Origin of the sequence: Pseudonocardia sp. Ae331_Ps2, assembly GCF_001932405.1 — a bacterium.
GTDB lineage: Bacteria > Actinomycetota > Actinomycetes > Mycobacteriales > Pseudonocardiaceae > Pseudonocardia.
The window spans coordinates 5,162,044-5,187,488 of the sequence record NZ_MCIM01000001.1; the positions used below are offsets into that span (position 1 = coordinate 5,162,044).

Sequence of the window (25,445 nt, forward strand, 5' to 3'; positions counted from 1 at the left end):
TCGTGCTCTGGCCGAACGCGGAAACGCCCTGCTCAAGACCACCTTCGCCGCGTTGCGGCGAGTCACGCTATGTCCCTGGCGCACCGGCGCGATCACCGCAGCTGCGCTCGTACTACTCCACACCGAGTACGACCGCACGACATGATCAACCCGCTACTGAGAACACCTCAATGACCAGCACTACTGCGACGACTGCGCTCACGATGTTCTCCTCGCCGGTCGGTACGCGGCCGCCCGCCGCCGGTGAAAGTGCGATGCACCGACGATAGGAGCGTGCCGAATGGGTCGGCGCGGTATTTGAGCAATTCTTGAGCAGGGTCGGCCGGGGAAGGACAGGGACGGTACACATGGAGATCGACACCGACGACCTGTCCGGGGCGGAGGTCCAGGGGTTCCTCGCCGGGCACGTCGCCGACATGCACGCCCAGGGGCTGCCGGAGAGCACACAAGCCCTGGACCTCGACGGGCTCCGCGGGCCCGGGGTGACCCTGTGGGTCGCCCGCGACGACGACGGCTCCCTGCTCGGCTGCGGCGCGCTGAGCACGTTGGCAGCCGGGGCGGTGCCCGAGCACCCGGCCGCGGAGATCAAGTCCATGCGGACGGCCGAGCACGCCCGCGGTCGCGGTGTGGGCGCCGCGGTGCTGACCCGGCTGCTCGACGCGGCGCGTGAACGCGGACACCGGGCGGTGTACCTGGAGACGGGCTCGGGGGAGTACTGGACCCCGGCCCGGCGGCTCTACGAGCGTTCCGGCTTCGTCCGCTGCCCGCCGTTCGCCGACTACCCGGTCGATCCGTTGAGCGCGCACTACCGGCGCGAGGTGTGATCGGGCCGTCATGTGATCCCGCTCTCGCCCGGCTGCGAGATGTGATCTAGAATGCTCTACGAGCCGTAGAACACGGCGCCGACGCCGGACCGTTCGAGGGTCCTCCCACCCGGGCGTCGGGCCCCACCGCGCCGCCTCAGCGCCGGAGGTCCGTCCCGGGGCGCGGGGACGGGAATGAGGGCCACGGGAATGACGGTCGAAGCGCGTCTGGTCAACGCCGACCTGCGCCGCAAGCGTTCGGTGGATCTGGCACAGCTGATCCACGAACGACACGGGGGACCGGTCACCGCGCTGCGCGCGGGACTGCTGGCCTACCCCTACCCGCAGCCGGTGCCCGACTGGCACCGCGTGCGGACCGTCGTCCCGGCGATGCGGGGGGCTGGCGAGCTGACGCTGGTGGCCTCGACCGCGCCGGACACGAGCTCCCCGGCGACCGGTGTGGGGATCTGGGAGCTCGCCGTCACCGGGTCGGAGCCGCTGGCGCGCGGCGAGGCCGAAGGCTGGGCACGGGCCGTGTTCGGGTACCGCTGCGCTCCGCTGGTGTACCGACGCCGGACGGGCGGGTTGTTCCACCGCCCGACCGGCGTCGAGTTCGTCGTCTTCCACGGGGTGCACGGTCCGATGCACCCCTCCGACGTCGAGGAGTACGGCGCGAACGCCTGTGCGTGAGTCTCAGAGCCGGAAGGAGCGCAGCCAGACGGTCTGCGCGGCCCGGCGGAGCGCCGACAGCACGTCCTCGGGCAGGACCTGGTCGGTGTCGGTCAGCACGTAGCCGAGGTCGCCGCCGGTGGACAACGCCTGCCCGACGACGTTGACGCCGGCGTCGGCCAGCAGCCGGTTGATGTCGGCGAGCACGCCAGGGGTGCTCGTGTGCAGGTAGGCGGTCCGGAACACCCCGGGCGGGTTCGGGGCGCTGACATTGGGCAGGTTGACCGACAGGGGAGTGGCGCCCAGCTGCACGAAGTCGAGCAGCTTGCGCGAGACGAACGCCCCGATGCCCTCCTGCGCCTCCTGGGTGGATCCGCCGATGTGCGGGGTCAGGATCACGTTGTCCAGGCCGCGCAGCGGCGAGTCGAACTGGTCACCCTGGGCCTTGGGCTCGACCGGGAACACGTCGACGGCGGCTCCGGCGATGTGCCCGGACAGGATGTTCTCCCGCAGCGCCAGCTCGTCGATGACCATGCCGCGCGAGGCGTTGATGAACATCGAGCGGGGCTTCATCCGGGCGAACTGCTCGGCGCCGAACAGACCTGCGTTGCCGGGGCGGCCGTCGACGTGGATGGAGACGACGTCGGACTCGGCCAGCAGGGCGTCCAGGCTCGGCATCCGCCGGGCGTTGCCGTGGGCGAGCCGGTCGGCGGTGTCGTAGAACACGACCTGCAGGCCGATGGCCTCGGCCATGTTGGACAGCTGGGTGCCGATGTTGCCGTACCCGACGATGCCCAGGGTGCGGCCGCGGATCTCGTGGGCGCCCTTGGCCGACTTGTCCCAGACGCCCTCGTGCATCCGCTGGGTCTTCTCGGTCAACCGTCGCGCCAGGACGACGATCTCGCCGATGACCAGCTCGACGACGCTGCGCGTGTTGGAGTACGGCGCGTTGAACACCGCGATGCCGCGCTCGGCGGCCGCGGTGAGGTCGACCTGGTTGGTGCCGATGCAGAAGCAGCCGACGGCGAGCAGATCCTTCGCGGCGTCGAGCACCTCGGCGGTGATCGTGGTGTTGGAGCGGATGCCGAGCAGCTGCACACCGTCGAGCGCCTCGCGCAGTTCGTCGCCGCTGAGCGACCCGGGTCGGGTCTCGACCTCGAAGCCGTCGCGTCGGAACGCCTCGGCGGCGCCGGGGTGGATGTTTTCCAGCAGCAGGACCTTCACGTGTCCAACCTAGGACGCCGGGTGGGGCGCGGGGGTATCGGGGCCGGGGGAGCGGGGGGGGGCGAGATGCCGGGATGCCCGGACGTTCGAGGCGTCCTTGCAGACGAGGGGCCCGCCGAGCCGCTCGAACGTCAGCATCCATCGGCGGTGCTCGCGGTCGACGACGCGGGATGGCAGGCCCTCGGAGGTCATGCGGGGCAGGCGTGCCCCCGCCAGCTCGTGGCGGCGGCGACCCCGACGCCCTTGGCGCGGGTGCCCCACGAGGTGGAGCGCAGTGTGGCCAGCGACCAGAGCCGCAGGGGGAGCAGCGCGAGGACGTGGATCATCCCGTAGAGCGGGGCCATGAGGAACACCCCGGTCTGCACCCACCAGGGGCGGCCGGCGCGCCGCACCGAGAACATGTGCACCGAGCGGGCGTACCCGGCGAGGACGACCCACACGAGGTAGTCGATCCAGTGGGCCTCACCGGTCATCGCCGGGAGGATGAACAGCGCGAGCACCAGGCCCGCGGTGAACCCCACCCAGGACACGGTCTCCAGCAGCGTCAGCCACCACGCGGCCCGCTTCGGGCGCAGGTTCGTCAGCGCGAACAGGCTCTCGCGGAAGAAGCTGCGGCCCCACCGGACCTGCTGCCGGATGAGGTGGCCGCCCTTCTCGGGGACGGCGGTGCGGGCGACGGCGCGGTGCGCGATGACGACCCGGCCGTGCAGCAGGGACAAGTTGGTGAGGTGCCGATCGTCGCCGTAGGAGCAGGTCTCGCCGAGGAACTGCTGCCCGAGGAACTCGTCGGTGCGCTGCTTCACGATGTCGGCCCGCCAGAACGCCAGGCTGCCGCACACGCACAGCACCGACCCGAACTGTCACGTATGTCGCCCGTACGGGTGAGAAGATTGCTTCGTCCGATGTAACTCATCAGAACTGACTAGATACGGTGCGTGCTCGAGAAGGAGGGCGCCCCACGCACAACGCTCGGCTGGAAACTCCAGCCGAGCGTCTGCGTCAACTGCTGTCCGCCTGACCCGCCAGCGGTGTTGCAGCGACCTCTTGAATCCGCCTTCCCGGGCGGGGGCCGCTTCGTTCTACTCGCCGCCCATCGCTTTCCGGGCGTCGGGCGTCTGCTGCTGCGCGTCGTCCTCGACCTTCTCCACGGCCTCGGCCAGCTCCTCGCGAAGGCGGTCGACCCTCGCCTGGAGACCCGCCACCCGCGCCTGTCGCCGCCTGCGAATGATCAACTCGCCGATCGACAGCACGGCAACGACGCCGACCACTGCCGCGGCGACGATCCACCACTCCGAGAGCATCACGCGCCCGCCTTCCCGGTCCCATGGCACGCCGGGCACCGGCTGGACACCAGGGCGGCCGTGCCGACGCCACCCACGAACGCCTGCCTGAACTGGGCGCGCTCGCCGGTGCCATGGCAGTCCTAGCAGATCGGGCGACGGGGCGCCGGGGTGGATCCGCGGCCCCTCCTCGCAGCACTCGAACTGTCATAACGTGCATTATCGGCTCAGCACTAAGATGTCCCGGTGACTGCCGCCATCCATCATCTCGAACTCTGGACCCGAGACCTCGCCGGGACGGCGCCGTCGTTCCACTGGCTCCTCACCGGGCTCGGCTGGACCCTGCGTGGCGACGACTGGGACCACGGACGGATCTGGACCCATCCGTCGGGCGTGTACGTCGTCCTGGAGCAGTCGCCCGCCGTCCACGGCGTGCACGACCGCATGCGGCCGGGCCTGAACCATCTGGCCCTGACCGTGCCCGGTCGTGCCCGGCTCGACGCGCTGCGGGCGGACTGCGCAGCGCACGGGTGGTCCGAGCTGTTCGGCGAGACCTACCCGCACGCCGGCGGCCCGGACCACACCGCGCTGTTCCTGGAGAACGCCGAGGGCTTCGAGGTGGAGCTCGTCGCGCCCTGAGCGGACGGTGTCAGTTCCCGCGGCCGGTGACGTCCTGCAGCTCGTCGATCCGCTTCGACGCCTCGGCCTTGGTGAGCCCGTCGAGGTCGTCCGGGGCGTCCTGCCCGGCCTGCTGCAGCAGCGTCTCCAGGTACGACCGCTGCGGGCCGGTCATCGGCTCGTCGCCGGTCGTCCAGTCGGCGGGGTCCTTCTCGGCCGCACCGGGGTCGACGGCGTCGGTGCTGTGGTCGTTGGTCATGGGTCGAACATATCTTCGACCGCCACTCCCCGCACGTCGAGCCGTCCCGCCGTCACCGGAACTGTCATAACAAGAACCCGGCCGGTGTCGGTGCCGGTCACTACGCTGCCGTCGTGCCCCTGGACGAGTACCGCCGCCGGCGCGACCCGCGGCGCACGCCGGAGCCGGTGCCCGAGCACGACGCCGGCCCGCCGGGCGCCGTGGGCAACCGGTTCGTCGTCCAGGAGCACCACGCGACGGCGCTGCACTGGGACCTGCGGCTCGAACGTGACGGTGTCCTGGCGTCGTGGGCGGTGCCCAAGGGGCTGCCGGAGGACTCCGAGACCGTCCGGATGGCGGTGCGCACCGAGGACCACCCCCTGGAGTACCTGGAGTTCTCCGGGGAGATCCCGCGCGGCGAGTACGGCGGCGGCAGGATGGCGATCTGGGACCACGGTCGCTACGACACCGAGAAGTGGGACGACCGCGAGATCGCGTTCGTCCTGCACAGCGAGCGGGTCCGCGGCCGGTTCGTGCTGCTGCACCGGAGTTCCGGCGGCCGGAAGGACGGCTGGCTGCTGCGTCGCACCCGGGACCAGCCCGACGGCATGGGCGCCGGCGGCGACCCGCTCCCCCACGACGTCGTCCTGGCCGTCCCCCGGTCCGCCGACCGCCTGCCCACCGGGGACGATTGGACGGTCCGCCCGGTCTTCGGTGGCCGGCGGGTGCTGGTGCGGTCCGACGGCGGCTGGCTCACCCTGCGCCCGGTGGACGCCGAGGGCCGCCCCGGGGAGGCGTTCGACCCGCCGGGCGCGCTGCGGGGCCTGGGGCCCGCGCTGGGCGCCGGTGGGCACCTGCTCGACGCCGAGCTGACCGACCGGGGCGAGCTGTGGGTCGCCGACGTGCTGCACACCGGTGGCCGCGACGTCCGGGCCCTGCCGGTCGAGCAGCGGAGGGCACTGCTGGAGGAGCTGCCGCTGGACGGGCCGCACCGGCGCGCGGTGCCGTCGTACCCGAACGCGGGTGCCCGGCTGCTCGACGCGGTGCGGGACCAGGGGCTGCCCGGGGTGGTCGCCGTCCGGGCCGGTTCCGGGTACCCCGAGGGCGCGGGCGACGACTGGCGGGAGGTCCTGGTGGACGGCGCGAGCCGGAAGGCGGCCCGGCGCGGGTCTGCACAGCGCGGGTCTGCACAGCGCGCGGGGTACGGGCGGGCGGCGCTGTCCAACCCGGACAAGGTGCTCTACCCCGCCACCGGCACGACCAAGGCCGACGTGCTGGGGCACTACCTGGCCGTCGCCGAGGTGATGGTGCCGCACATCGAGGCCCGGCCGGCAACGCTGAAGCGCTGGCCGGACGGGGTGGAGGGGCAGTCGTTCTTCGAGAAGAACGTGGCCCGGCACGCCCCGGACTGGCTGCGCACCGCCCGCGTGGGGACGCCCGGCGGCCGGTCGGAGTCCGCCGACTTCGCGGTGCTCTCCGACGCCGAGGGGCTGGCCTGGGCGGCGAACCTGGCGGCGCTGGAACTGCACGTGCCGCAGTGGCGGCTCGGCCCGCGCGACGGGCGTCGGCCGCCGGACCGGGTGGTGTTCGACCTGGACCCGGGCGAGGGCACGACGATCGTGGACTGCGCCCGGGTGGCGCTGTGGCTGCGGGACCTGCTCGACGATCACGGTCTGCCGGTGTACCCGTCGACGTCGGGCGGGAAGGGGATGCAGCTCTACCTGCCGGTGCGGGTCACCGACCCGGAACGGACCAGCGGGTTCGCCCGTGAGGTGGCCGAGCGGCTGGCGCTGGAGCACCGGCGGGAGGTGATCGCAGTGATGACCCGCGCGCGTCGCCGCGGGAAGATCTTCGTCGACTGGAGCCAGAACGCCACCGCCAAGACCACGATCGCCTCCTACTCGCTGCGCGGGCGCGAGCGCCCCACGGTGGCGACCCCGCTCACCTGGGCCGAGGTCGAGGGCTGTCGCGAGCCCGCCGACCTGGTGTTCACCCTCGACGACCTCCCCGCACGGCTGGACACCCACGGGGACCTGATGCGTCCCCTGATCGACACCCAGGGTTTCGTGCTCCCCCGTGGTGGGGTGATCGGGCAGGTGCCAGGCTGACCGCCGTGCACCACCCGTACCTCGACGGTCCGCACCCGCGCGCCTACGCCCACCGCGGTTGGCACGTCGGGGAGCTCGCAGGTTGCGAGAACACCGTCGCCGCGTTCACCGCCGCCGCCGACCACGGTCTGCGCTACGTCGAGATGGACGTGCACGCCAGTGCCGACGGGGTGCCGTTCGTGCACCACGACCCGACGCTGGACCGCACCACCGACGGCACCGGCCGGATCGACGCGCGCCCCGCAGCGGAGCTCGACACCGTGCGGGTCACCGGGGCACAGCGCACCGAGCCGCTGCCCCGGCTGGCCGGGGTGCTCGCCGCGCTGCCCGGGGTGCGGGTGACGATCGAGCTGAAGTCGGCCGAGGTCGTCGCGCCGACGCTGGCGGTGCTCGACGCCGCCGACGCCTGGGACCGGGTGTGCCTGGGCTCGTTCTCCGCCCGGTGGCTCAACGTCGCCCGGACGCTGGCCGGGGCGCGGCTGTGCACGTCGATGGGGCAGGCCGAGGTGGTCGCGCTGCGGGCCCGCGCGTGGGGTGTCCCCGGCCGGCTGCTGCCGTCGCCGGCGGGGGTGTTCGCGCAGGTGCCACCGGCGTTCGGGCCGATCCCGGTGGCCTCGGACCGGCGGTTCGTCGAGGCGGCGCACCGGGCCGGGCACGAGGTGCACGTGTGGACGGTGGACGAGCCCGATGAGATGCGACGGCTGCTGGCCCTCGGGGTGGACGGGCTGCTGTCCGACCGGCCGGACCGGCTGCTCGACGTCGTCGGGAGCTGACCGGGGTGGGCGTCTGCGTAGATGATCGGAGGCCGGGTCCCGCGGGCGTCGATACGCTCGCGCCGTGACCGCCTCGACCGTCCCGACCGCAGAGCCGGCCCCGCCCCGCCGATCCCGGGTGTGGGCCTGGGGGCTGTGGGACTGGGGTTCGTCGGGGTTCCAGCACATCGCGCTGACCTTCGTGTTCTCGGTGTACCTGACCGACGCGGTCGGGGCGGACCTGCCCGGCACGGTCAGCGCGAACAGCTGGCTGGCCTGGTCGACGGCCGCGGCCGGGGTGCTGATCGCACTGATGGCGCCGGTGATCGGGCAGAGCGCGGACCGGACGGGCCGGCGGGTGCGCGCGACCGGGTTGTGGACGGCACTGGTCGTGCTCTGCATGGCCGGGATGTTCGCCGTCCGCGACGACTGGTCCTACCTGTGGCTGGGTCTGCTGCTGCTGGCCCTGGCGTCGATCTTCGTCGAGCTGGCGTACGTGTCCTACTACGCGCTGATGGCGCAGGTGTCGACGCCGGCGACGGTCGGGCGGGTGTCGGGATTCGACTGGTCGCTGGGCTACATCGGCGGGATCGTGCTGCTGCTCGCGGTGTACGTGTTCCTGCTGTCCGGCGACGGCGGGCTGCTCGGTGTCCCCACCACCGACGGCCTCGACGTGCGGATCGCGGTGCTGGTGGCGGCGGTGTGGTTCGCGGTGTTCGCCGCGCCGATGTTCCTCCTGCTGCCCGAGACACCGCCGGCGACGCCGGACGCGCCGAAGCTGGGCGTCGTCGGCTCGTACCGCAGGCTCGTGGCCGACCTGCGCGAGCTGTACCGGACGAGCCCGCACACCGTGTACTTCCTCGGGGCGAGCGCGCTGTACCGGGACGGCCTCAACGCGGTGTTCGCCTTCGGCGGGGTCCTCGCCGTCACCGTGTACGGCCTGGAGCCGGGACAGGTGCTGATCTTCGGCGTGGCGATCAACGTGGTCGCGGCGCTGGGCTGCGTGGTGGGCGGCCGGCTCGACGACCGGCTGGGGCCCAAGGCCGTGGTCGTGGGGTCGCTGGCCGGCAGCGTCGCGGTGGGCGTGGTCCTGCTGTTCGTGTCCGGTCCGACCATGTTCTGGATCTTCGGGCTGGTGCTGGGGCTGTTCGTGGGGCCGGCGCAGGCGTCGTCGCGGTCGTACCTGCTGCGGGTCAGCCCGGCGCGGCAGGAGGGCCAGCTGTTCGGCCTGTACGCGACGACCGGGCGCGCGGTGTCGTTCCTGGCGCCGGCGCTGATCGGGGTGTTCACCTACGCGTTCGGCTCCGACCGGGCCGGGACGGTCGGGATCGTGCTGGTCCTGGCGGCGGGACTGGTCGCGCTGCTGCCGGTGCGCTCCCCCGACCGTGCACCGGTCCGGTCCGCCGTGTGAACACTCGTCGACGTCGACGTGAGCACCATCACACATGGCTGACACGTCACATCAGAGTGTGTAGATGGCGGCGATAGGGAACACTGGTCAATCGGGCGCAGAGCGGGTTACCGCGAGGTAACTCGAGCGGTCCGTTCTGCCCTGCCGCCGGAATATCCTAGCTCTACGCACGTTACACCCGGTGGCGGAGACGTAACCGTCGAGGTGCTCCCTCGACATCGCGCTACAGGAGGGTGACGCATGGCCGACCGCGTTCTGCGTGGCAGCCGGCTCGGGGCTGTCAGCTACGAGACGGACCGCAACCACGACCTGGCGCCGCGGCAGATGGTCCGTTATGTGTCCGAGTCCGGCTACGAGTTCCAGGTGCCGTTCGCGAACGACGCCGAGGCTCCCGCGACGTGGGAGTCCCCGCAGGGCGGCGTCGGTCGTCGGGTGGACGGGACCGAGCCGGAGCAGAAGAAGCAGAAGCCGCCGCGTACGCACTGGGACATGCTGCTCGAGCGCCGGTCGATCGCCGAGCTCGAGGAGCTGCTCGACGAGCGCCTGGAGCTGCTGCGCGAGCGGCGCGCCGAGATCGCCTGATCCCGGCCGCGCCACAGGCACATACCGGACCACCGCCCGGTGACCGCGGTGATCATGGAGCCCGGACCCCTCAGGGGGTCCGGGCTCCATGGCGTCCGGGCATGATGACCGGCGATGAACGACACGCAGACCGGGACCCACCGCACCGCACGCCCCAGCCGGGCGGTCCGGGACCTCGCCGACGACCACGTCCGGCGCCTCACCGAGCTCGACCCGATCCTCGCCGGTGAGCTCGGCGGTACCGCGCGGCAGGACGAGCTGCCCGACCTGTCCCCCGACGGCACCGCCGCGCTCGTCGCCGTCTGCCGGGAGACCCTGGACCGGCTGGACGCCACCACGGGCGCACGGGAGCCGGCCGACCCCGACGAGCGTCGCTGCGCGCGGCTGCTGGGCGAGCGTCTCGGCGCCCAGCTCGACCACCTGACCTCCGGGGAGCCCCTGCGCGCGGTGCAGGAGCTCTTCGGCCCGCTGGCGACCCTGCGGACCGCGTTCACCCTCATGCCCGTCGACGGCGACGAGGACTGGGCCACCGTCGCCGCGCGGATGACCCGGGTCCCCGAGGCACTCGCCGGGTACCGGGCGTCGCTGGCGGAGGGATGCCGTCGCGGGCTGTTCGCCGCGCCGCGCCAGGTCGTGCGGGTGACCGAGCAGATCGACGCCTGGAACCGCGACGCGGGCGGCCGCGGCTGGTTCGCCGCGTTCGCCGCGGAGGCCTCCGTCGGTGACGCCGTGCGCGCCGACCTGGACCGCGGCGCCCAGGAGGCGACGACCGCGCTGGGCGAGCTGCGGGACTGGCTGGCCGCGGAGTACCTGCCCGCCGCCGCGGGGACCCCGGACGGCGTGGGCCCCGACCGGTACCGGATCGCGAACCGGTTCTGGAACGGCGCCGACATCGACACCACCGAGGCCTACGAGTGGGGCTGGTCGGAGTTCCACCGGATCCGCGCGGAGATGGCCGTCGAGGCCGCGCGGATCGTGCCCGGCGGCAGCGTGCGCGAGGCGATGGAGCTCCTGGAGACCGACGGAGGCACGACCGGGGTCGTCGTCGGTGGGGAGGCCGCCCGGGCGCACCTGCAGAAGATCATGGACGAGACGATCGCGGAGCTCGACGGCGTCCACTTCGACCTGTCCGGCCGGCTGCGGGAGGTCGAGTCACGGCTGGCGCCCGCGGGGAGTGCGACGGCGCCGTACTACACACCGCCGGCGCTGGACTTCTCCCGTCCGGGCCGCACCTGGCTGCCCCGGAGCGAGGACGACCGCTACCCGCTGTGGGACCTGATCAGCACCTGGTACCACGAGGGCGTCCCGGGTCACCACCTGCAGCTGGCGTCGTGGGCGGTGCGCAGCCGGGAGCTGTCGACGTTCCAGACGTCGCTGGTGGGCGCGGTGAGCGCGGACGTGGAGGGCTGGGCGCTCTACGCCGAGCTGCTGATGGACGAGCTGGGCCACCACACCGACCCGGGCTCGCGGCTGGGCTACCTCAACGCGCAGATGCTGCGCGCGGTGCGCGTGGTGATCGACCTGGGGATGCACCTGTCGCTGCCGATCCCCGACGACTCCCCGGTCGGGCCCGGTCTGCGGTGGACCCCGGAGCTGGGACGGGAGTTCTTCGGCCGGCACGTCGGCGGCGGGGACGCGATGGCCGACTCGGAGCTGCTGCGCTACCTCGGCGGTCCGGCCCAGGCGATCGGCTACAAGCTCGGTGAGCGGGCCTGGCTGACCGGGCGGGAGCGGGCGCGGGCCGCGCACGCCGCGCGCGGCGAGGAGTTCGACCTGGCCGCGTGGCACGCCGCCGCGCTCGCGCAGGGCACTCTGGGTCTCGACGACCTGGTGCCGGAGCTGGCGGCGCTGCCGGCAGCGCGCGCCTGACGGCGCACCGGGGCGCCGCGCGCGGCTCAGCCGTGTGTGGCGCCCTCGGTGACCGGGCCCGCGGGGTGCTGGGGGATGTCGCGGCCGAGCCGGTGCGACAGCCCCCAGCAGGTGACCCGCCACAGCGCCTCGGCGACGATGCCGCCGCTCATCTTGGAGGCGCCGCGCTCACGCTCGGTGAAGGTGATCGGGACCTCGCGGACCCGGAATCCGGCCTGCAGCGCCCGCCAGGCCATGTCGACCTGGAAGCAGTAGCCCTGCGAGGCGACCGAGTCCAGCTGCAGCTGCTCGAGCACCGTGCGCCGGTAGACCCGGTAGCCGCCGGTGATGTCCCGCAGCGGGACACCGAGCGCGAGGCGGGAGTAGAGGTTGCCGCCGCGGGAGAGGACCTCGCGGTGCCAGGGCCAGTTCACGACGCGCCCGCCGGGCACGTAACGGGAACCCAGGACGACGTCGGCGTCGGCCAGCGCCGCGAGCAGCGCGGGGAGGTCCTCGGGGGCGTGCGAGCCGTCGGCGTCCATCTCGACGACCACCTGGTGCTCGCCGGTCAGCGCGTGCCGGAAGCCGTCGAGGTAGGCGGCGCCGAGGCCGTCCTTGCCGGAGCGGTGCATGACGCTGATCCGCTCGTCGGCGGCGGCGAGGGAGTCGGCGAGCTCGCCGGTGCCGTCGGGGCTGGCGTCGTCGACGACGAGGACGTCGGCGTCGGGCAGCGTGGCGTGCAGCCGCGCGACGGCGGGACCGAGGTTCTCCCGCTCGTCGTAGGTGGGAACCACGACCAGGACCGGGCCCGGCGGTTCGACCATGCTCGTCCTCTCCCCCGCCCGATCGGTGTCGACCGGACGACCCTACCCGTACGGACCGCACCTGTTCGGTCACCGCTCGTCGTGCTGTGGCCGAGCGCGGTCGTGCGGACAGCGTAGTGGAGCGGTGCGATCGCCCGACGCGGTGGCTTCTGCCACGGAACCGGACAGGGGATCGCACCCGGGCCCGGACGCGGTCGGTGCCGGGGCAGGGACGGGGGCGGCGGTCAGCGGGTCCCGGCGAGCAGGTGGGCGTTGCCGAGCGCCTCCAGGACCCCGCCGCCGACCCGGCCGCCGGTGTTCTCCCCGGGGAGGAACCACTCGTAGCCGTAGGTGGCGGCGAAGCTCTCCTCGTCGACCGAGCCGGGCGCGATCTGGCTGGCGTGGGCGAGCATCGCGGCCCGCTTGACGGCGAGCTCGGCAGGCCCGCCCCCGACGGCGACGGCGATCTCCGCGGTGACCCGGCCGTAGCCGACGCCCGCGGCGTGCGCGGCGCCGTGGACGAGGTGCCGGTCGCGCGCGGCCAGCGCCAGGTGCTCGCGGTCGACGGTCATCCGGTAGCCGTGGGCACCGGTGAGCGAGCAGGCGATGGCGCCCGCGGCGTGTGCGGCGCGGTGGTCGGGGTGGCCGTAGATGCCGGCGTCGTCGTCGTGCAGGACGGTGCCGGCGCCCTCGGCGTCGACGATCTCGGCGACGGCGCGGCCGAGCGCGACCGGGTCGGCACCGGCGAGTGCCTGCGGGTGGCGCAGGCCCTCGCCACCGGGCAGGCCGGAGTCGCGGTGCCCGAGCAGCACCAGCCGGTGCACGCCGAGCAGCGCTGCGGCGTCGGCGAGCTCGCGGCGGCGGCGTTCGGGAACGGTCTCGCCGGGCTCCAGCGGGAGCCGGGAGCCGCCGAGGTCACCGCCGGTGGCCATGACGAGCACGACGCGGGCGCCGGCGTCGGAGAGGCGGCGCAGGGTCAGGCCGGTGAAGATCGACTCGTCGTCGGGGTGGGCGTGGAGGGCCAGGACGGTCTGGCCGGAGAGGGTGTGCACCTGGTGATCGCTTCGCGTGCGGGGCCGGGGTGGCCGGTACGGACGTCGGTCCGGAGCGGGTCGGTACCCGGGCGGCGGGAGCGGTCCACGGACGGTGAGTCGGGACGGCGGTGTCAGCCGCGCGGGGACGGACCCCGACGACAGCGACACGCGGCGGCACGCACGGGGCGCGCGGCGGCGGTGGCGGTCGTCGGGTCGATCACGCGGGAGATGATGGCAGGGCCGCCGTCGCGGGTCCACACCGGGTCCCGCGACGGCGCTCACAGCGCTCGGTCAGAGCTCGGTCAGCCCTCGATCGGCGCTGGTCAGACCGTGCTCTTCGGCATGATCAGCCAGAGCGCGAGGTAGATGACGAACTGCGGGCCGGGCAGCAGGCAGGACAACACGAACAGGAACCGCACGGTGTTGCGGCCCAACCCGAAGCGGTCGGCCAGCCCGGCGCACACCCCGGCGATCACATTCCCGTTGCGGGGACGGACGAGGCGCTGGGACACGGGCATGTTCACGGGTGCTCCTTGGTGGTGCGGATCGGACCTCCCCCACCTTGGCACCACCGGGCCCCGGCGCGCTCGGGGAACACCCCGACGGTGACCCCGAACGCACCCGGAGACCCTGCAGAGGCGGCGCTACAGGACGACGAGGTCGCGGGCGGTGGTGTTGAGCCGCTCCACGCCGTCGGCGGTGACGACGACGATGTCCTCGATCCGGGCGCCCCACCTGCCGGCCTGGTAGATGCCGGGCTCGACGGAGAAGGTCATGCCCTCGGCGAGGACGAGGTCGTTGCCGTCGACGATGTAGGGCTCCTCGTGCACGTCGAGCCCGATGCCGTGCCCGGTGCGGTGGATGAAGTGCTCACCGTGCCCGGCGGCGGCGATGTGCTCGCGGGCGGCGCGGTCGATGTCGGCCGCGGTGGCGCCGGGCCGGACCGCGGCGACGGCGCGCTCCTGGGCCTCCTGCAGCACCGCGTAGGTCTCCTTGACCTCCGCGCCGGGCTCGCCGCCGACGGCGTAGGTGCGGGTGCAGTCGGAGTTGTAGCCGCCGGGGAGCGGACCACCGATGTCGATGACGACGACGTCGCCGGGCTCGATCACGCGGTCGGAGACGTCGTGGTGCGGGCTGGCGCCGTTGGGTCCGGATCCGACGATGACGAACGCGGCCTCGGTGTGGCCCTCGGCGACGATCGCGGCGGAGATGTCCGCGCCGACCTCGGCCTCGGTGCGGCCGGGGCGCAGGAACTCGCCCATCCGCCGGTGCACCCGGTCGATGGCGGCGCCGGCCTCGCGCAGGCGATCGATCTCGGCCGGGTCCTTGCGCATGCGCAGCTCGCGCAGCACGGTGCCGCCGAGGTACTGCGGGACGTCGGGGAAGGCGTGACGCAGGCCGAGGACGTGGCGGGCGGGCATGTCGTCGTCGACCGACATCCGGGTGGGACCGCCGGCGAGGTCACTGACCAGCAGGTACGGGTCCTCCCCGTCGGTCCAGGTGACCAGGTCGATGCCGAGGGCCTCCAGCGGCACATCCGCGAACCCCGGCGCCTCCAACGACGGGACGACGAGCGCGGGCGGCGCCCGGTGCCCGGCGGCCGGGACGATCAGACAGGTGAGGCGCTCGTGCGAGGACCCGTCGAACCCGGTCAGGTAGCGCAGGTCGGTTCCCGGGGTCAGGAACAGCACGTCGGAGCCCTGCTCGGCGGCGTGCTCGCCGGCACGGCGCAGCCGGTCGGCGAACAGCTCGGTGGGGACGGCATCGGTCATGACCGTGAGCGTAGGCGGGCACGGGGGGTACACGACCGCCACCCGGAGCACCGCGGCGTGGACCGGGCGGCGGCCGGATCGCGGCCGGACGCGCTGCGTGACCGGACGCCCGCGGAGCCGGTCGGCGGGTCAGTCGGTGTCGAGGGCGGTCGGGTGCGCGGTGACGGTCCCGGCGAGCTCGACGAGCTTGACGTTCAGGTCCTGGGAGGTGCGGCGGAGCACGTCGAAGGCCTCGTCGGCGGTGAGTCCGCGGCGCGCCATCAGGATGCCCTTGGCCTGGCCGATCACGTCGCGCGAGACGATGGCCTGGCGCAGCTGGGTCTCCTGGAGCGCGGAGCTGGACACGGCGACGCAGGTGGCCAGGGCCAGCGACGCGTGCGTGGCGAGCAGCATGAGGCGGTCGCGGTCCTCGGGGGTGAACGCGTGCCGCTCGGTGGCGTAGACGTTGAGCGCGCCGGGCAGCCGCGGCGGCTCGGCGTTGGGGATGAGCGAGACCGCCAGCACCGAGTGGTAGCCGTGCCCGACGGCGGCACGGGCGAAGTCGGTCCAGCGGGTCTCGGTGGTGAGGTCGTCGGCGGAGGCCAGCGCGGGGCCGTCCGCGCGGGCGGCCTCGACACAGGGTCCGAGGCCACTGGCGTACTGGGCCTCGTCGATCGACGAGGCGGCGGGGTCGGTCTCGACGGGGGTGTGGAAGCGGCCGTCCTCGTCGCGGAGGGTGACGCTGACCATGTCCGCGCCGGGCACGACCCGGCGGACCGCCGCGACGATCCGGGCGAGGACGTCGGCGACCGAGCCGGAGGCGAGCAGGGCGGTGGTGAGGGCGGTGAACTCGCGGGCGAGCGGACCGGTCTCGGCGAGGGCGGCCTCGGCGGGCCCGCCGCGCTGCTCGGCGGCCACGAAGAGGGCGCGCTCGGCGCTCCAGTCCTCGTCTCCCGCGGCGGCCGCCGCAGGTCCGCTGCTCGTAGTGGTTCCGCTGTTCTCCACGACCACATTCTGCACGGTCCGGCCGGGTCCGGCGCCCACCCGGGTACGGCGACGGTGCCAGACTCTCGGCATGAGTGAGCGCCCGCTGATGCTGCTGGACTCCGCGAGCATGTACTTCCGTGCCTACTTCGGCGTCCCGGAGAGCGTCACCGCCCCGGACGGGACGCCGGTGAACGCGGTCCGCGGGTTCACCGACATGATCGCGCGGCTGGTCACCGAGCACCGCCCGGCGCGGCTGGTTGCCTGCCTGGACCTGGACTGGCGGCCGGCGTTCCGGGTGGCGGCGCTGCCGTCGTACAAGGCGCACCGGGTGGAGGCGGGCCGGGCCGGGGACGAGGTCCCGGCCGGGGTGGCCGAGGAGGTGCCGGACACGCTCGCCCCGCAGGTGCCGCTGATCATGGAGGTCCTGGCGGCGGCCGGGATCGCGACCGGCGGGGCCGCGGGCTGCGAGGCCGACGACGTGATCGGGACCCTGGCCCACCGCGAGGCCGTCGACCCGGTGCTGGGGGTGTCCGGGGACCGGGACCTCATGCAGATCGTGCGCGACGCCCCGCCGGTGCGGCTGCTCTACATCGGCCGCGGGCTGAACAAGGCCGAGAACCTGGGCCCGGACGACGTCGCGGCGAAGTTCGGGGTGCCCCCGGAGCGGGCCGGTGCCGCCTACGCGGAGATGGCGATGCTGCGCGGGGACCCCTCCGACGGGCTGCCCGGCGTGCCCGGGGTCGGCGCGAAGACCGCGGCGACGCTGGTGGGCCGGTTCGGCTCGTGGGCGGAGCTGCTGGCCGCCGTCGGCGACGGCGACCCCCGGATCGGCGCCGGGCCGCGGGCGAAGCTGGCCGCGGCGCGGGACTACCTCGACGTCGTCGAGCCGGTGGTGCGGGTGCGGACCGACGCCGAGGTGGACCTCAGCCGCGACGACGTGCTCCCGGTGGCGTTCGCCGACCCGGACCGGCTCGACGAGCTGGCGGCGCGGTGGGGTCTGGAGTCCTCGGTGGGGCGGCTGCGCAAGGCCCTCGACGCGGCGGCGTCGTCGTGACCCGCCACGACCAGCACGACCATGACCACGACCACTGCCTGCCGGTCCCGCCGTCGTCGGCGTACGACGAGGCGGTGGCCCGGGAGACCGCGGTGCGCGCGGCTGCGGCCGAGCCGATCACCTCTCCGTACGACGGCGCCCCGGCCGCGGTGCGCGAGGCGGCGGCGTCCGCGGTCGACGGGCTGCGGGACGAGCTGCTGGCGCTGTCGCACGACCTGCACGCCCACCCCGAGACCGCGTTCTCCGAGCACCGCTCCGTCGCCGCGGTGGCCGCGCTGCTGGCCGGGCACGGGATCGACGCGGCCGTCGGCGTGCACGGGCTGGACACGGCGCTGCGGGCGACCCTCGGCTCCGGGGAGGGCCCGACGGTCGCGGTGCTCGCCGAGTACGACGCGCTGCCCGGCATCGGGCACGCCTGCGGGCACAACGTGATCTGCGCGGCGGCGGTGGGGGCGTTCCTGGCGCTCGCGCGGGTGCTCGCGGCGCACCCGGTGGGCGGCACCGTGGTGCTGCTCGGCACACCGGCCGAGGAGGGCGGCGGCGGGAAGGAGACGATGGCCCGCGACGGCGCCTTCGACGGCGTCGACGCCGCGGTGATGCTGCATCCGTTCGCCCACGACATCGCCGACCACCCGTTCCTGGGGCGCCGGCAGCTCGAGGTGACCTACCACGGGGTGGCCGCGCACGCCTCGGCCCAGCCGCACCGCGGCCGCAACGCCCTCGACGCGGTCGTCATGGGGTACCAGGGGATCGCGATGCTGCGCCAGCACATCCCCGACGGGGACCGGGTGCACGGTGTCGTCGTCGACGGCGGGCAGGCACCCAACGTCGTCCCGGAGCGGGCGGCGGCGCGCTACTACCTGCGCTCGCAGCACCCGGAGACGCTGCGGGACCTGACCGCCCGGGTGGAGGCGATCGTGGTCGCGGCGGCGGCGATGACCGGCTGCGGTCACACCCTGGACTGGGACCCCCGCCCGCCGTACCTGCCGATCCGGCACAACCGGACCCTCGCCGCGCGCTGGGCGGTGGCCCAGGCCGGGCGGGGGCGCACGGTGTACCCGCGCGGGGTGGTGCCGGAGTCCGAGACCGGGTCGACCGACCTGGGCAACGTCTCGCTGCGGGTGCCCTCGATCCACCCGATGATCGCGATCGCCGAGCCGGGCACCGCACTGCACACCACCGGGTTCGCCGAGGCCGCGGCGGGCGCGGCCGGGGACCGTGCGGTCCTCGACGGAGCCGCCGGGCTGGCGACGGTGGTGGCCGACCTGCTGCACGACGCGGCGCTGCGCGAGGCGGTCGCGGCGGAGTTCGCCGAGGCGGGCGGCCCGGTGGACGTGCCCGCGTTCTTCGAGTGAGCCGTTCTCCCCGGGTGGGGCTCAGTCGTCGGTGCTGCCGGGACGGCGGTCGCGGGGCGCCGCGCGGGTGTGGATCTTCTCGCCCTGCGGGCCGAACAGGCTGAGCAGCTCGACGGCGCGGTCGCGGTCGGCCGAGCCGAACCAGTGCGGGACGTGGGTGTCGAACTCGGCGGCCTCCCCCGGGCCGAGCACGACGTCGTGCCCGCCGAGGACCAGGCGCAGCCTGCCGTCGAGGACGTAGAGCCACTCGTAGCCCTCGTGCACCCGCGGGTCGGGCTCGTCGCCGCGGAACGGGATGACCATCTTGAACGCCTGCAGCCCACCGGGCCGCTCGGTCAGCGGCACGACGGTCATCCCGTTGGCCCGGCGCGGCCGCAGCCGGACCCTCGGGTCGCCGACCGGTGGGGCGGCGACGAGCTCGTCGAGCGGCACCTGGTGGGCGGCCGCGATCGGCAGCAGCAGCTCCAGGGTCGGGCGGCGCCCGCCGGACTCGAGCCGTGACAGCGTGCTCACCGAGATGCCGGTGGCCTCCGATAGGTCGGCCAGGGTCATGCCCTGCGCGGTGCGCAGCCCGGCCAGCCGGGGGCCGACGCCGGCCAGGGTGTCCGCGATCGCCTCGTCCACCCGGGCAGTTTGCCACTTCGGCAACGAGCTTTGCCAGCTCCGCGTCGTGGCGCGCACGCTGGTGCCATGACGCCCTCCCCCACGGACCCGTTCGGTGCCGCCTCCGAGCGCCGGGTCGCCGCGCTCGTCGGCGGCGACCCGCACGGGCTCACCGCCGGCACCGCTGCACCCCGCACACCCACTCCCTCTTCTGCACCCACCCGAGGAGCCACCGTGACCGAGGACCGCTGGTCCGCGGCGTTCTGGGACACCCACTACGCCACCCGCCCGCAGCTGTGGAGCGGCGACGCCAACGCCGCCCTCGTCGCCGAGGCCGCGGACCTGCCGCCCGGGCGGGCCCTCGACGTCGGCTGCGGGGAGGGCGGCGACGCGGTCTGGCTCGCCGCGCGGGGATGGCGGGTGGATGCCGTCGACGTCTCCCCCGTCGCGCTGGAGCGGGCCCGGGCCGCCGTGGCACGGGCCGGGGTCACCGACGCGGTCACCCTCACCGCGACCGACCTGCGCTCCGACCCGCCCGCCGCGGGCGTCTACGACCTGGTCACCGCCCAGTTCCTGCACCTGCCCCCGGACGTGCGCCGCCCGCTGTACGCCGTGCTCGCCGACGCCGTCGCGCCCGGCGGGACCCTGCTGCTGGTGCTGCACCACCCGCGCGACCTGGCCGCGAGGATCCCGCGCCCGCCCGAGCCGGAGATGTTCCCCGACGAGCACGAGCTCGCCGGGGCTCTCGACCCGGACCGGTGGGAGGTGCTGGTCGCCGACGCCCGTCCGCGGCCGGTGACGCTGCCCGACGGGAGCACGGTGACCGGGCACGACGCGGTCGTGCGCGCCCGCCGCCGGGCCTGAGCGCCCCGTCCGTCCCGCCCCGTTCGTCCGCCCCGGCCGCCGGGCCGGTGGCGCCGGATCGGGACGGATCGGGTCGCCGGCGGGGGCAGGAGCCGCCGGATCCGGGTCGCCCGCCGCGCTCAGAAGAACGTGCCACACCACGGGGCCGGGCCGGGCACCGCGAACAGCGCGTCCGCGCGGACCGCCGCTCCGGGGGTGCGCTCGCTCCAGCGCCCCGCCGCCACCAGCGACGACGGCGACCGGTCGCCGAGGAACGCCGCCGACAGCGCGTCGACGGTGCACTCCAGGTCCGGATCGGCGGCCGCGGCGGGCTCGGCGGCGCCGCCGGCGAGGCGCCAGGTGCCGGTGTCGCCGAGGAACGCGTCGTGCACCCGCAGCACGACCGGGTCGCCCGGCCCCCAGGTGCGGGCACTCAGCGCCGCGCCCGGGTCGAGCAGGCGCAGCCACAGGTCGTCGCCGCGCCCGGTGACCCGGTGGGCCCGGGAGTCGGTCAGCATCAGGTCGAGGTCCTCGTCGAGGGGGCGTACCCAGCCGATCACCGCACCGGCCAGGTCGAGACCGGTCAGGAACCGCCACAGCCCGGCCGTCGCGGCGGGCCCGGCGGCCCAGAGCTGCTGCAGGCGGACCTCGTCCGTGGCGCCGGTGGCCAGGTCGCCCTCGGAGACGCCCCACACCACGAACCCGTCGTCGACGCCGTCGGTGCCGGTGTGCACCGCCACGCCCTTGTACTCCCCGGCGGACGGGCCAGCGGGGCGCAGCACCCGCCGCCACCAGCGCGCGGAGCGGGTCAGCCCGCCCGGGCGGTGCGCGGCGAGGCGTTCCTGCAGGTCGGGCAGCAGCGCGGTCGCCTCGTCGGGGTCGAGCATCCGCACCGCGCCCCCGGCCGGGGCCTCCGGGCGCCACGTGGCGCCCGTCGTGACCCGGACGTGGTCGCCGCGGGAGGCGACGCCGTAGCCGTAGCGGCCGTAGATGGTGGCCTCCGACGCGCGGAGCACGGCGGCGACGTCGCCGCGGTCGCGGGCCGCTCTCAGCTGGGCGCGCATGAGGGCGGTCAGCCGCCCGGCGCGGGTCCTGTCGGGTCGCACCCCCACGCCGCTGACCGCGGCCGCGGGGATCCGGGTCCCGCCGGGCAGGGTCAGCCGGGTCGGGAAGGAGTACGCGGAGCCGACGATCGCGCCGGAGGGGTCGGTGACGCCGAGCCAGTGCTCTTCGGCGGCCTGGCCGTGGGCCTCCCACGCGTCGTCGGTGATCGGTCCGTGGTGCAGGGTGCCCAGGAACAGGTCGAACGCACGCCGCCGGTCGGCGGGGTCGGTCAGGGTGCGGACCGTGTGCGGGGCGACCGTCGGCGGGGCGGGGTGCGGGGCGAACGGGGCATCGGTGCTCACATCCGACGAGCCTCGCGCCCGCGCGCCCCGCGCGCCAGCCGATTAGCCGGCCGTCACCGCGGCCCGGTCAGACCCGCCCGACCTGGTAGTCGCCCTGGTCGCTGGTCACGACCACGGGGACCTCGACCTGTTCGCCGTCGACGACGGCCTGGCAGGTGAACCGGGTGCCGGCCGACACCTCGACGTCCTCCGGGCAGGCGATCGCACCGACCTGCAGGCCGTAGTCCCGGGTGAGGACCTGGGTGACCCCGGCCTGCAGCGCGGTGCGGTCGAGCCGGTCGCTGCCGAGCACGCCCGCCCAGAACAGCGCACCGACGACGAGCGCGGCCACCACCACGGCGCCGATCCCGGCCAGGATCCACACCCGGGTCCTCGACGGGGAGCGGACCGCGTCCCGCGACACCCAGGGCTCGTCCTCGCCGGGGCCGGGGTTCTGCCACCCGCCCGCACCGGCCCCGCCGTCGGCGGGGACCGCCGCGGTGGACTGCGCGTCGGCCCAGGGCGACCCGGGCGAGGACGCCGGCACGGCGTCGGTGGGGGCTCCGGCCCCGGCGGCCCGGCGACGGGCGCGGCGCCCGGTCGGGACGGCCCACCCGCCGTCGGTGCCGGTATCGGTGCCGGTACCCGCCTCGTCGCCCCACAGCGGCTCGGCGCGGGTCCGGTCCCCGGTGTCGCCGCCGGGGGCCGATCCGTCGTGGGCGGCCCAGCCGCCGGTGTCGCCGCTGTGACGCCCGCCGGCGGGCGGGACGGCGTCCCAGCCGCCGGTGCCCTGCACGGGCGCGCCGCCGGCGTCGTGGGTGGCGTCCCGGCGGGCCGTGGCCGGGTCCCAGCCCGCGTCGGTGCTGCCGTGGGTGGCCCAGCCGTCACGGTCGTCGCGCTCGGGGGACCAGGCTCCGGTGGTCTCGGGGTCCGCGCCCCACCCGCCGGGCGGTGGCGTGCCCCAGGCGGGGATCTCCCCGGTCCGCTCCGCGGCATCCTCGGGATGCCGGTCCGGTCCCTGCGGGTTGTTCATCGCCTACTCGTCCGCCCGTCTCTCTCGTCGTTCCTGCTGCCTGTGGCCGTGCTCGTGGCCGCTGTTCGTGGCCGTCCGTTCGTGCCGTGCGCTGGTGCCGTGTGCCGGTGACCGCTACTGCATACCGGCCGCGACCACACCGCGCCGGACGGCACCGGAGGCCCGGTGGGCCGCCTTCCCGACCGGGCTCGACCGCCCGGCGACCCCGGCGATCTGGTCGAGCAGGTCGAGGACCTGCCGGGTCCAGCGTACGAAGTCACCCGCGGACAGCTCGTGCCCGTTCCGCTCGGCGGCCTCCAGGACCTGCGCCAGGGACTCCCCGCGGGCCCACCGGTGCATCGGCCAGGCGAAGGCCAGGTCGGGTGCCCGGGTGCGTTCGGCCTTGTGCCGGCGCTGGTCGGCGTCGAGCTCCTCCCACAGCCGCACGGTGCGCTCCAGCGCCTCGGACACCGGGCCGGGGGGCAGCCGCGGCATCGGGGCGTCGTCCCGACGGGACTCGTAGACCAGCGCCGAGACGACCGCCGCCAGCTCCTCGGGTTCCAGGCCGTCCCACGCGCCGTGCCGCAGGCACTCGGCGGCCAGCAGGTCCGACTCGCCCCACAGCCGGGCCAGGATCCGGCCGTGCGGGGTGATCTCCTCCTCGCCGGGCTCGGTCTCCCCGGCCGGGACGAGGTAGCCGCGCTCGGCGAGCAGCGCCCGGATCCGGTCGAACGCCCGGGCCAGCGAGTGCGTCGTGGCCCGCACCTTCTGCCGCAGCGACTCGGTCTCCCGCTCCAGGCGGGCGTGCCGCTCGGCCCAGCGGGCGTGCGCCTCCCGGTCGTCGCAGCCGTGGCAGGGGTGCGCCCGCAGGGCCCGACGCAGCGTGGACAGCTCCGGGTCGTCCTGCACCCCGGGCCGGCGACGACGCCCGACGGCGCGCCCCTCCCCCAGCCGGGCGGCGCGCAACGAGGCGGCCAGGTCCCGGCGGACCTGCGGGGAGCGGTGCTCCACCCGCTTGGGCAGCTTGATCCGGCCCAGCACCTCCACCACGTCCGGGAAGTCCGCGGCCGACAGCCGCCCCGCCCACCGGTCCTCGGTGCACACCAGCGGCCGGACCTCGGGGTCACGGCCCGCGGCCGACACCGCCCCGATCCCCGGGTCGAGCACCACGGCGATCCCGGCGCGCCTGCCCGAGGGCACCGCGATCACGTCGCCGGGGCGCAGCTCGCGCAGCGACTCCGTGGCCTCGTCCCGGGCGGCGACGGTGTTCTGGCGACGCAGCGACTTCTCCCGGTCGGAGATGCGCCGCCGCAGGTCGGCGTACTCGGCGAAGTCGCCGAGGTGGCAGGTCATCGCCTCCCGGTAGCCCTCCAGGGCCTCGTTGTTGCGGTCGATCCGCCGGGCCAGCCCGACCACCGACCGGTCGGCCTGGAACTGCCCGAAGGAGCGTTCCAGCAGCTCGCGGGCGGCGTCGGTGCCGAGGCGCCCGACCAGGTTGACCGACATGTTGTAGACGGGCCGGAACGAGCTGCGCAGCGGGTAGGTGCGGGTGGAGGCCAGCCCGCCGACCTGCTCCGGGTCCATGCCGGGGGTCCAGAGCACGACGGCGTGGCCCTCGACGTCGATCCCGCGCCGCCCGGCGCGCCCGGTGAGCTGGGTGTACTCGCCGGGGGTGAGGTCGACGTGGGCCTCGCCGTTGTACTTGACCAGCCGCTCCAGCACGACGGTGCGGGCGGGCATGTTGATGCCCAGCGCCAGGGTCTCGGTGGCGAACACGCAGCGCACCAGGCCGGCGACGAACAGCTCCTCGACGGTCTCCTTGAACGCCGGCAGCAGCCCCGCGTGGTGGGCGGCGACGCCGCGTTCCAGCGCCTCGCGCCACTCCCAGTACCCGAGCACACCCAGGTCGGCCTGCGGCAGGTCACCGGTGTGCTTCTCGACGATCCGGCGGATCTCGTCGACCTCCTCGGGCACGGTCAGGCGCACCCCGGCCCGCACGCACTGCCCGACGGCGGCGTCGCAGCCGGCCCGGGAGAAGACGAACGTGATCGCGGGCAGCAGCCCCTCGCGGTCGAGCCGGTCGATCACCTGCACCCGCGACGGCGGCCGGAACCCCCCGCGCGACGGCCCGCCCCCGCGCGGCCCCCTCCCGACGACGGCCGTGGAGTCGGTCTTCCCGCCCCGGGTGCGTCCGCGCTGCGGGCCGCCCCGCCCGCGCGGACCGCGATCGCCCGCCCGGTCCGCGGCGCGGGAGGTCGTGAAGTCCCGCCGCGCCATCTCGCGGGTGTAGCGGACCAGCTCCGGGTCGACGACGACCTCCCCGGGCCCGCCGGGGGTGCGCCGCTCGCCGAACATGTCGAACAGCCGGTTGCCGACCATCATGTGCTGCCACAGCGGCACCGGGCGGTGCTCGTCGACCACGACGCGGGTGTCGCCCCGGACCTCGACCAGCCAGTCGCCGAACTCCTCGGCGTTGCTGACCGTGGCCGAGAGACCCACCACCGCGACGTGCTCGGGCAGCTGGAGGATGACCTCCTCCCAGACCGCGCCGCGGAACCGGTCGGCCAGGTAGTGGATCTCGTCCATCACCACGTAGCCGAGGTGGTCCAGCCGCCGGTTCGCCGCCTTGTCCGAGTCGGCGTAGATCATGTTGCGGAGCACCTCGGTGGTCATCACGACCACCTGGGCGTCGCCGTTCACCGCGGTGTCGCCGGTGAGCAGGCCGACCGCGTCCGCGCCGTAGCGGGCGACCAGGTCGGCGTACTTCTGGTTCGACAGCGCCTTGATCGGCGTGGTGTAGAAGCACTTGCGGCCCTCGGACAGGGCCAGGTGCACGGCGAACTCGCCCGCGACGGTCTTCCCGGCGCCGGTGGGCGCACACAGCAGGACACCGTGGCCGTCCTCCAGTGCCTCGCACGCCTCGCGCTGGAACGGGTCCAGGTCGAAGGGCATCAGACCGGTGAACTCGGCCAGCCGCGGGTAGGCGGCGCGGGCCTTCGCCGCCGCGTACGCGGCGGCCGGGTCGGCGGAACCATTCACCGCCCCAGGCTGTCACACGGCACCGACACCCTGCTCCGTCACAGGG

At 74.7% G+C, this 25,445-nt stretch carries 24 protein-coding genes and 1 pseudogene; 12 read left to right on the top strand and 13 right to left on the bottom strand.

From position 1 onward, the window contains the following. The 3 genes and pseudogenes from Ae331Ps2_RS31475 to Ae331Ps2_RS24120 all read left to right on the top strand — a co-directional run. Positions 1 to 145 (top strand): annotated as a pseudogene (locus Ae331Ps2_RS31475) (IS5/IS1182 family transposase); the annotation flags it as partial. Between the two features lie 202 nt (positions 146 to 347). Beyond that, positions 348 to 824 carry a GNAT family N-acetyltransferase gene (locus Ae331Ps2_RS24115; RefSeq protein ID WP_075306353.1) on the top strand — a complete coding sequence of 159 codons (477 nt, stop codon included), beginning with the start codon at positions 348 to 350 and terminating at the stop codon, positions 822 to 824. A gap of 189 nt (positions 825 to 1,013) precedes the next feature. After that, on the top strand, positions 1,014 to 1,493 hold the full coding sequence (locus Ae331Ps2_RS24120; RefSeq protein WP_075306352.1) for a hypothetical protein: 480 nt from the start codon (positions 1,014 to 1,016) through the stop codon (positions 1,491 to 1,493). A 3-nt stretch (positions 1,494 to 1,496) separates the two neighbouring features. Here Ae331Ps2_RS24120 and serA read toward each other — a convergent pair whose 3' ends face one another. The 3 genes from serA to Ae331Ps2_RS24140 form a co-directional block, all read right to left on the bottom strand. Further along, positions 1,497 to 2,696: a phosphoglycerate dehydrogenase gene (serA, locus tag Ae331Ps2_RS24125; protein ID WP_075306350.1), complete on the bottom strand. Its 1,200-nt coding sequence runs from the start codon at positions 2,694 to 2,696 to the stop codon at positions 1,497 to 1,499. Positions 2,697 to 2,884: 188 nt separating this feature from the next. Then, positions 2,885 to 3,535 carry a hypothetical protein gene (locus tag Ae331Ps2_RS24135; protein WP_139318714.1) on the bottom strand — a complete coding sequence of 217 codons (651 nt, stop codon included), beginning with the start codon at positions 3,533 to 3,535 and terminating at the stop codon, positions 2,885 to 2,887. Between the two features lie 240 nt (positions 3,536 to 3,775). Continuing rightward, positions 3,776 to 4,000, bottom strand: a complete 225-nt coding sequence (locus Ae331Ps2_RS24140) for a hypothetical protein (RefSeq protein ID WP_075306346.1) — start codon at positions 3,998 to 4,000, stop codon at positions 3,776 to 3,778. A 222-nt stretch (positions 4,001 to 4,222) separates the two neighbouring features. Between Ae331Ps2_RS24140 and Ae331Ps2_RS24145 the strand changes: the two genes are divergently transcribed. Further along, positions 4,223 to 4,615 (top strand): VOC family protein, encoded by a 393-nt coding sequence (locus Ae331Ps2_RS24145; RefSeq protein ID WP_075306344.1) that lies wholly within the window; start codon positions 4,223 to 4,225, stop codon positions 4,613 to 4,615. A 10-nt stretch (positions 4,616 to 4,625) separates the two neighbouring features. Here Ae331Ps2_RS24145 and Ae331Ps2_RS24150 read toward each other — a convergent pair whose 3' ends face one another. Continuing rightward, the gene (locus tag Ae331Ps2_RS24150; protein ID WP_075306343.1) at positions 4,626 to 4,853 is read right to left on the bottom strand and encodes a DUF3072 domain-containing protein; all 228 of its coding nucleotides are present in this window, start codon (positions 4,851 to 4,853) and stop codon (positions 4,626 to 4,628) included. Positions 4,854 to 4,966: 113 nt separating this feature from the next. On the opposite strand from Ae331Ps2_RS24150, the gene ligD reads away from it, so the two are divergent. The 5 genes from ligD (at position 4,967) to Ae331Ps2_RS24180 (ending at position 11,554) form a co-directional block, all read left to right on the top strand. Then, positions 4,967 to 6,940 carry a non-homologous end-joining DNA ligase gene (gene ligD, locus Ae331Ps2_RS34385; protein ID WP_212611718.1) on the top strand — a complete coding sequence of 658 codons (1,974 nt, stop codon included), beginning with the start codon at positions 4,967 to 4,969 and terminating at the stop codon, positions 6,938 to 6,940. Positions 6,941 to 6,945: 5 nt separating this feature from the next. Next, positions 6,946 to 7,713, top strand: a complete 768-nt coding sequence (locus Ae331Ps2_RS24165; RefSeq protein ID WP_075306341.1) for a glycerophosphodiester phosphodiesterase family protein — start codon at positions 6,946 to 6,948, stop codon at positions 7,711 to 7,713. Positions 7,714 to 7,777: 64 nt separating this feature from the next. After that, entirely contained in the window at positions 7,778 to 9,103 is a 1,326-nt protein-coding gene (locus Ae331Ps2_RS24170) for an MFS transporter (protein WP_075306339.1), read from the top strand. A 240-nt stretch (positions 9,104 to 9,343) separates the two neighbouring features. Continuing rightward, positions 9,344 to 9,685, top strand: coding sequence for an RNA polymerase-binding protein RbpA (locus Ae331Ps2_RS24175; protein WP_020627709.1), 342 nt, complete (start codon positions 9,344 to 9,346; stop codon positions 9,683 to 9,685). Positions 9,686 to 9,799: 114 nt separating this feature from the next. Beyond that, positions 9,800 to 11,554, top strand: a complete 1,755-nt coding sequence (locus tag Ae331Ps2_RS24180) for a DUF885 domain-containing protein (protein ID WP_075306338.1) — start codon at positions 9,800 to 9,802, stop codon at positions 11,552 to 11,554. 26 nt (positions 11,555 to 11,580) lie between these two features. On the opposite strand, the gene Ae331Ps2_RS24185 is transcribed toward Ae331Ps2_RS24180, so the two are convergent. From Ae331Ps2_RS24185 to Ae331Ps2_RS24205, 5 genes are all read right to left on the bottom strand, one after another. Beyond that, on the bottom strand, positions 11,581 to 12,357 hold the full coding sequence (locus Ae331Ps2_RS24185) for a polyprenol monophosphomannose synthase (protein ID WP_075306336.1): 777 nt from the start codon (positions 12,355 to 12,357) through the stop codon (positions 11,581 to 11,583). Positions 12,358 to 12,581: 224 nt separating this feature from the next. Next, positions 12,582 to 13,388: a PIG-L deacetylase family protein gene (locus Ae331Ps2_RS24190; protein ID WP_075306334.1), complete on the bottom strand. Its 807-nt coding sequence runs from the start codon at positions 13,386 to 13,388 to the stop codon at positions 12,582 to 12,584. Positions 13,389 to 13,693: 305 nt separating this feature from the next. After that, positions 13,694 to 13,888, bottom strand: coding sequence for a PspC domain-containing protein (locus tag Ae331Ps2_RS24195; RefSeq protein WP_075311787.1), 195 nt, complete (start codon positions 13,886 to 13,888; stop codon positions 13,694 to 13,696). 126 nt (positions 13,889 to 14,014) lie between these two features. Next, the gene (locus tag Ae331Ps2_RS24200) at positions 14,015 to 15,142 is read right to left on the bottom strand and encodes a Xaa-Pro peptidase family protein (protein ID WP_020622649.1); all 1,128 of its coding nucleotides are present in this window, start codon (positions 15,140 to 15,142) and stop codon (positions 14,015 to 14,017) included. A 129-nt stretch (positions 15,143 to 15,271) separates the two neighbouring features. Next, complete coding sequence (locus tag Ae331Ps2_RS24205; RefSeq protein ID WP_075311786.1) at positions 15,272 to 16,126, bottom strand: GAF and ANTAR domain-containing protein; 855 nt, start codon at positions 16,124 to 16,126, stop codon at positions 15,272 to 15,274. Between the two features lie 70 nt (positions 16,127 to 16,196). Between Ae331Ps2_RS24205 and Ae331Ps2_RS24210 the strand changes: the two genes are divergently transcribed. Both Ae331Ps2_RS24210 and Ae331Ps2_RS24215 read left to right on the top strand, forming a co-directional pair. Further along, positions 16,197 to 17,162, top strand: coding sequence for a 5'-3' exonuclease (locus Ae331Ps2_RS24210; RefSeq protein ID WP_075306332.1), 966 nt, complete (start codon positions 16,197 to 16,199; stop codon positions 17,160 to 17,162). Then, positions 17,159 to 18,517 carry a M20 family metallopeptidase gene (locus Ae331Ps2_RS24215; RefSeq protein WP_212567660.1) on the top strand — a complete coding sequence of 453 codons (1,359 nt, stop codon included), beginning with the start codon at positions 17,159 to 17,161 and terminating at the stop codon, positions 18,515 to 18,517. Before Ae331Ps2_RS24210 ends, Ae331Ps2_RS24215 begins: the two co-directional genes overlap by 4 nt. A gap of 21 nt (positions 18,518 to 18,538) precedes the next feature. Here the strand turns inward: Ae331Ps2_RS24215 and Ae331Ps2_RS24220 are convergent, their stop codons facing one another. Continuing rightward, positions 18,539 to 19,141, bottom strand: a complete 603-nt coding sequence (locus tag Ae331Ps2_RS24220; RefSeq protein WP_233147542.1) for a helix-turn-helix domain-containing protein — start codon at positions 19,139 to 19,141, stop codon at positions 18,539 to 18,541. A gap of 66 nt (positions 19,142 to 19,207) precedes the next feature. Here Ae331Ps2_RS24220 and Ae331Ps2_RS24225 point away from each other — a divergent pair, with 66 nt between their 5' ends. Continuing rightward, the gene (locus tag Ae331Ps2_RS24225) at positions 19,208 to 19,984 is read left to right on the top strand and encodes a cyclopropane-fatty-acyl-phospholipid synthase family protein (protein WP_083695927.1); all 777 of its coding nucleotides are present in this window, start codon (positions 19,208 to 19,210) and stop codon (positions 19,982 to 19,984) included. A gap of 119 nt (positions 19,985 to 20,103) precedes the next feature. Here the strand turns inward: Ae331Ps2_RS24225 and Ae331Ps2_RS24230 are convergent, their stop codons facing one another. From Ae331Ps2_RS24230 to Ae331Ps2_RS24240, 3 genes are all read right to left on the bottom strand, one after another. Next, the gene (locus Ae331Ps2_RS24230; protein ID WP_075306328.1) at positions 20,104 to 21,369 is read right to left on the bottom strand and encodes a GNAT family N-acetyltransferase; all 1,266 of its coding nucleotides are present in this window, start codon (positions 21,367 to 21,369) and stop codon (positions 20,104 to 20,106) included. A 67-nt stretch (positions 21,370 to 21,436) separates the two neighbouring features. Continuing rightward, positions 21,437 to 22,381, bottom strand: coding sequence for a DUF4333 domain-containing protein (locus Ae331Ps2_RS24235; protein WP_075306326.1), 945 nt, complete (start codon positions 22,379 to 22,381; stop codon positions 21,437 to 21,439). Positions 22,382 to 22,495: 114 nt separating this feature from the next. After that, the gene (locus Ae331Ps2_RS24240) at positions 22,496 to 25,399 is read right to left on the bottom strand and encodes an RNA helicase (protein ID WP_075306324.1); all 2,904 of its coding nucleotides are present in this window, start codon (positions 25,397 to 25,399) and stop codon (positions 22,496 to 22,498) included. Between the last annotated feature and the right edge of the window lie 46 nt (positions 25,400 to 25,445).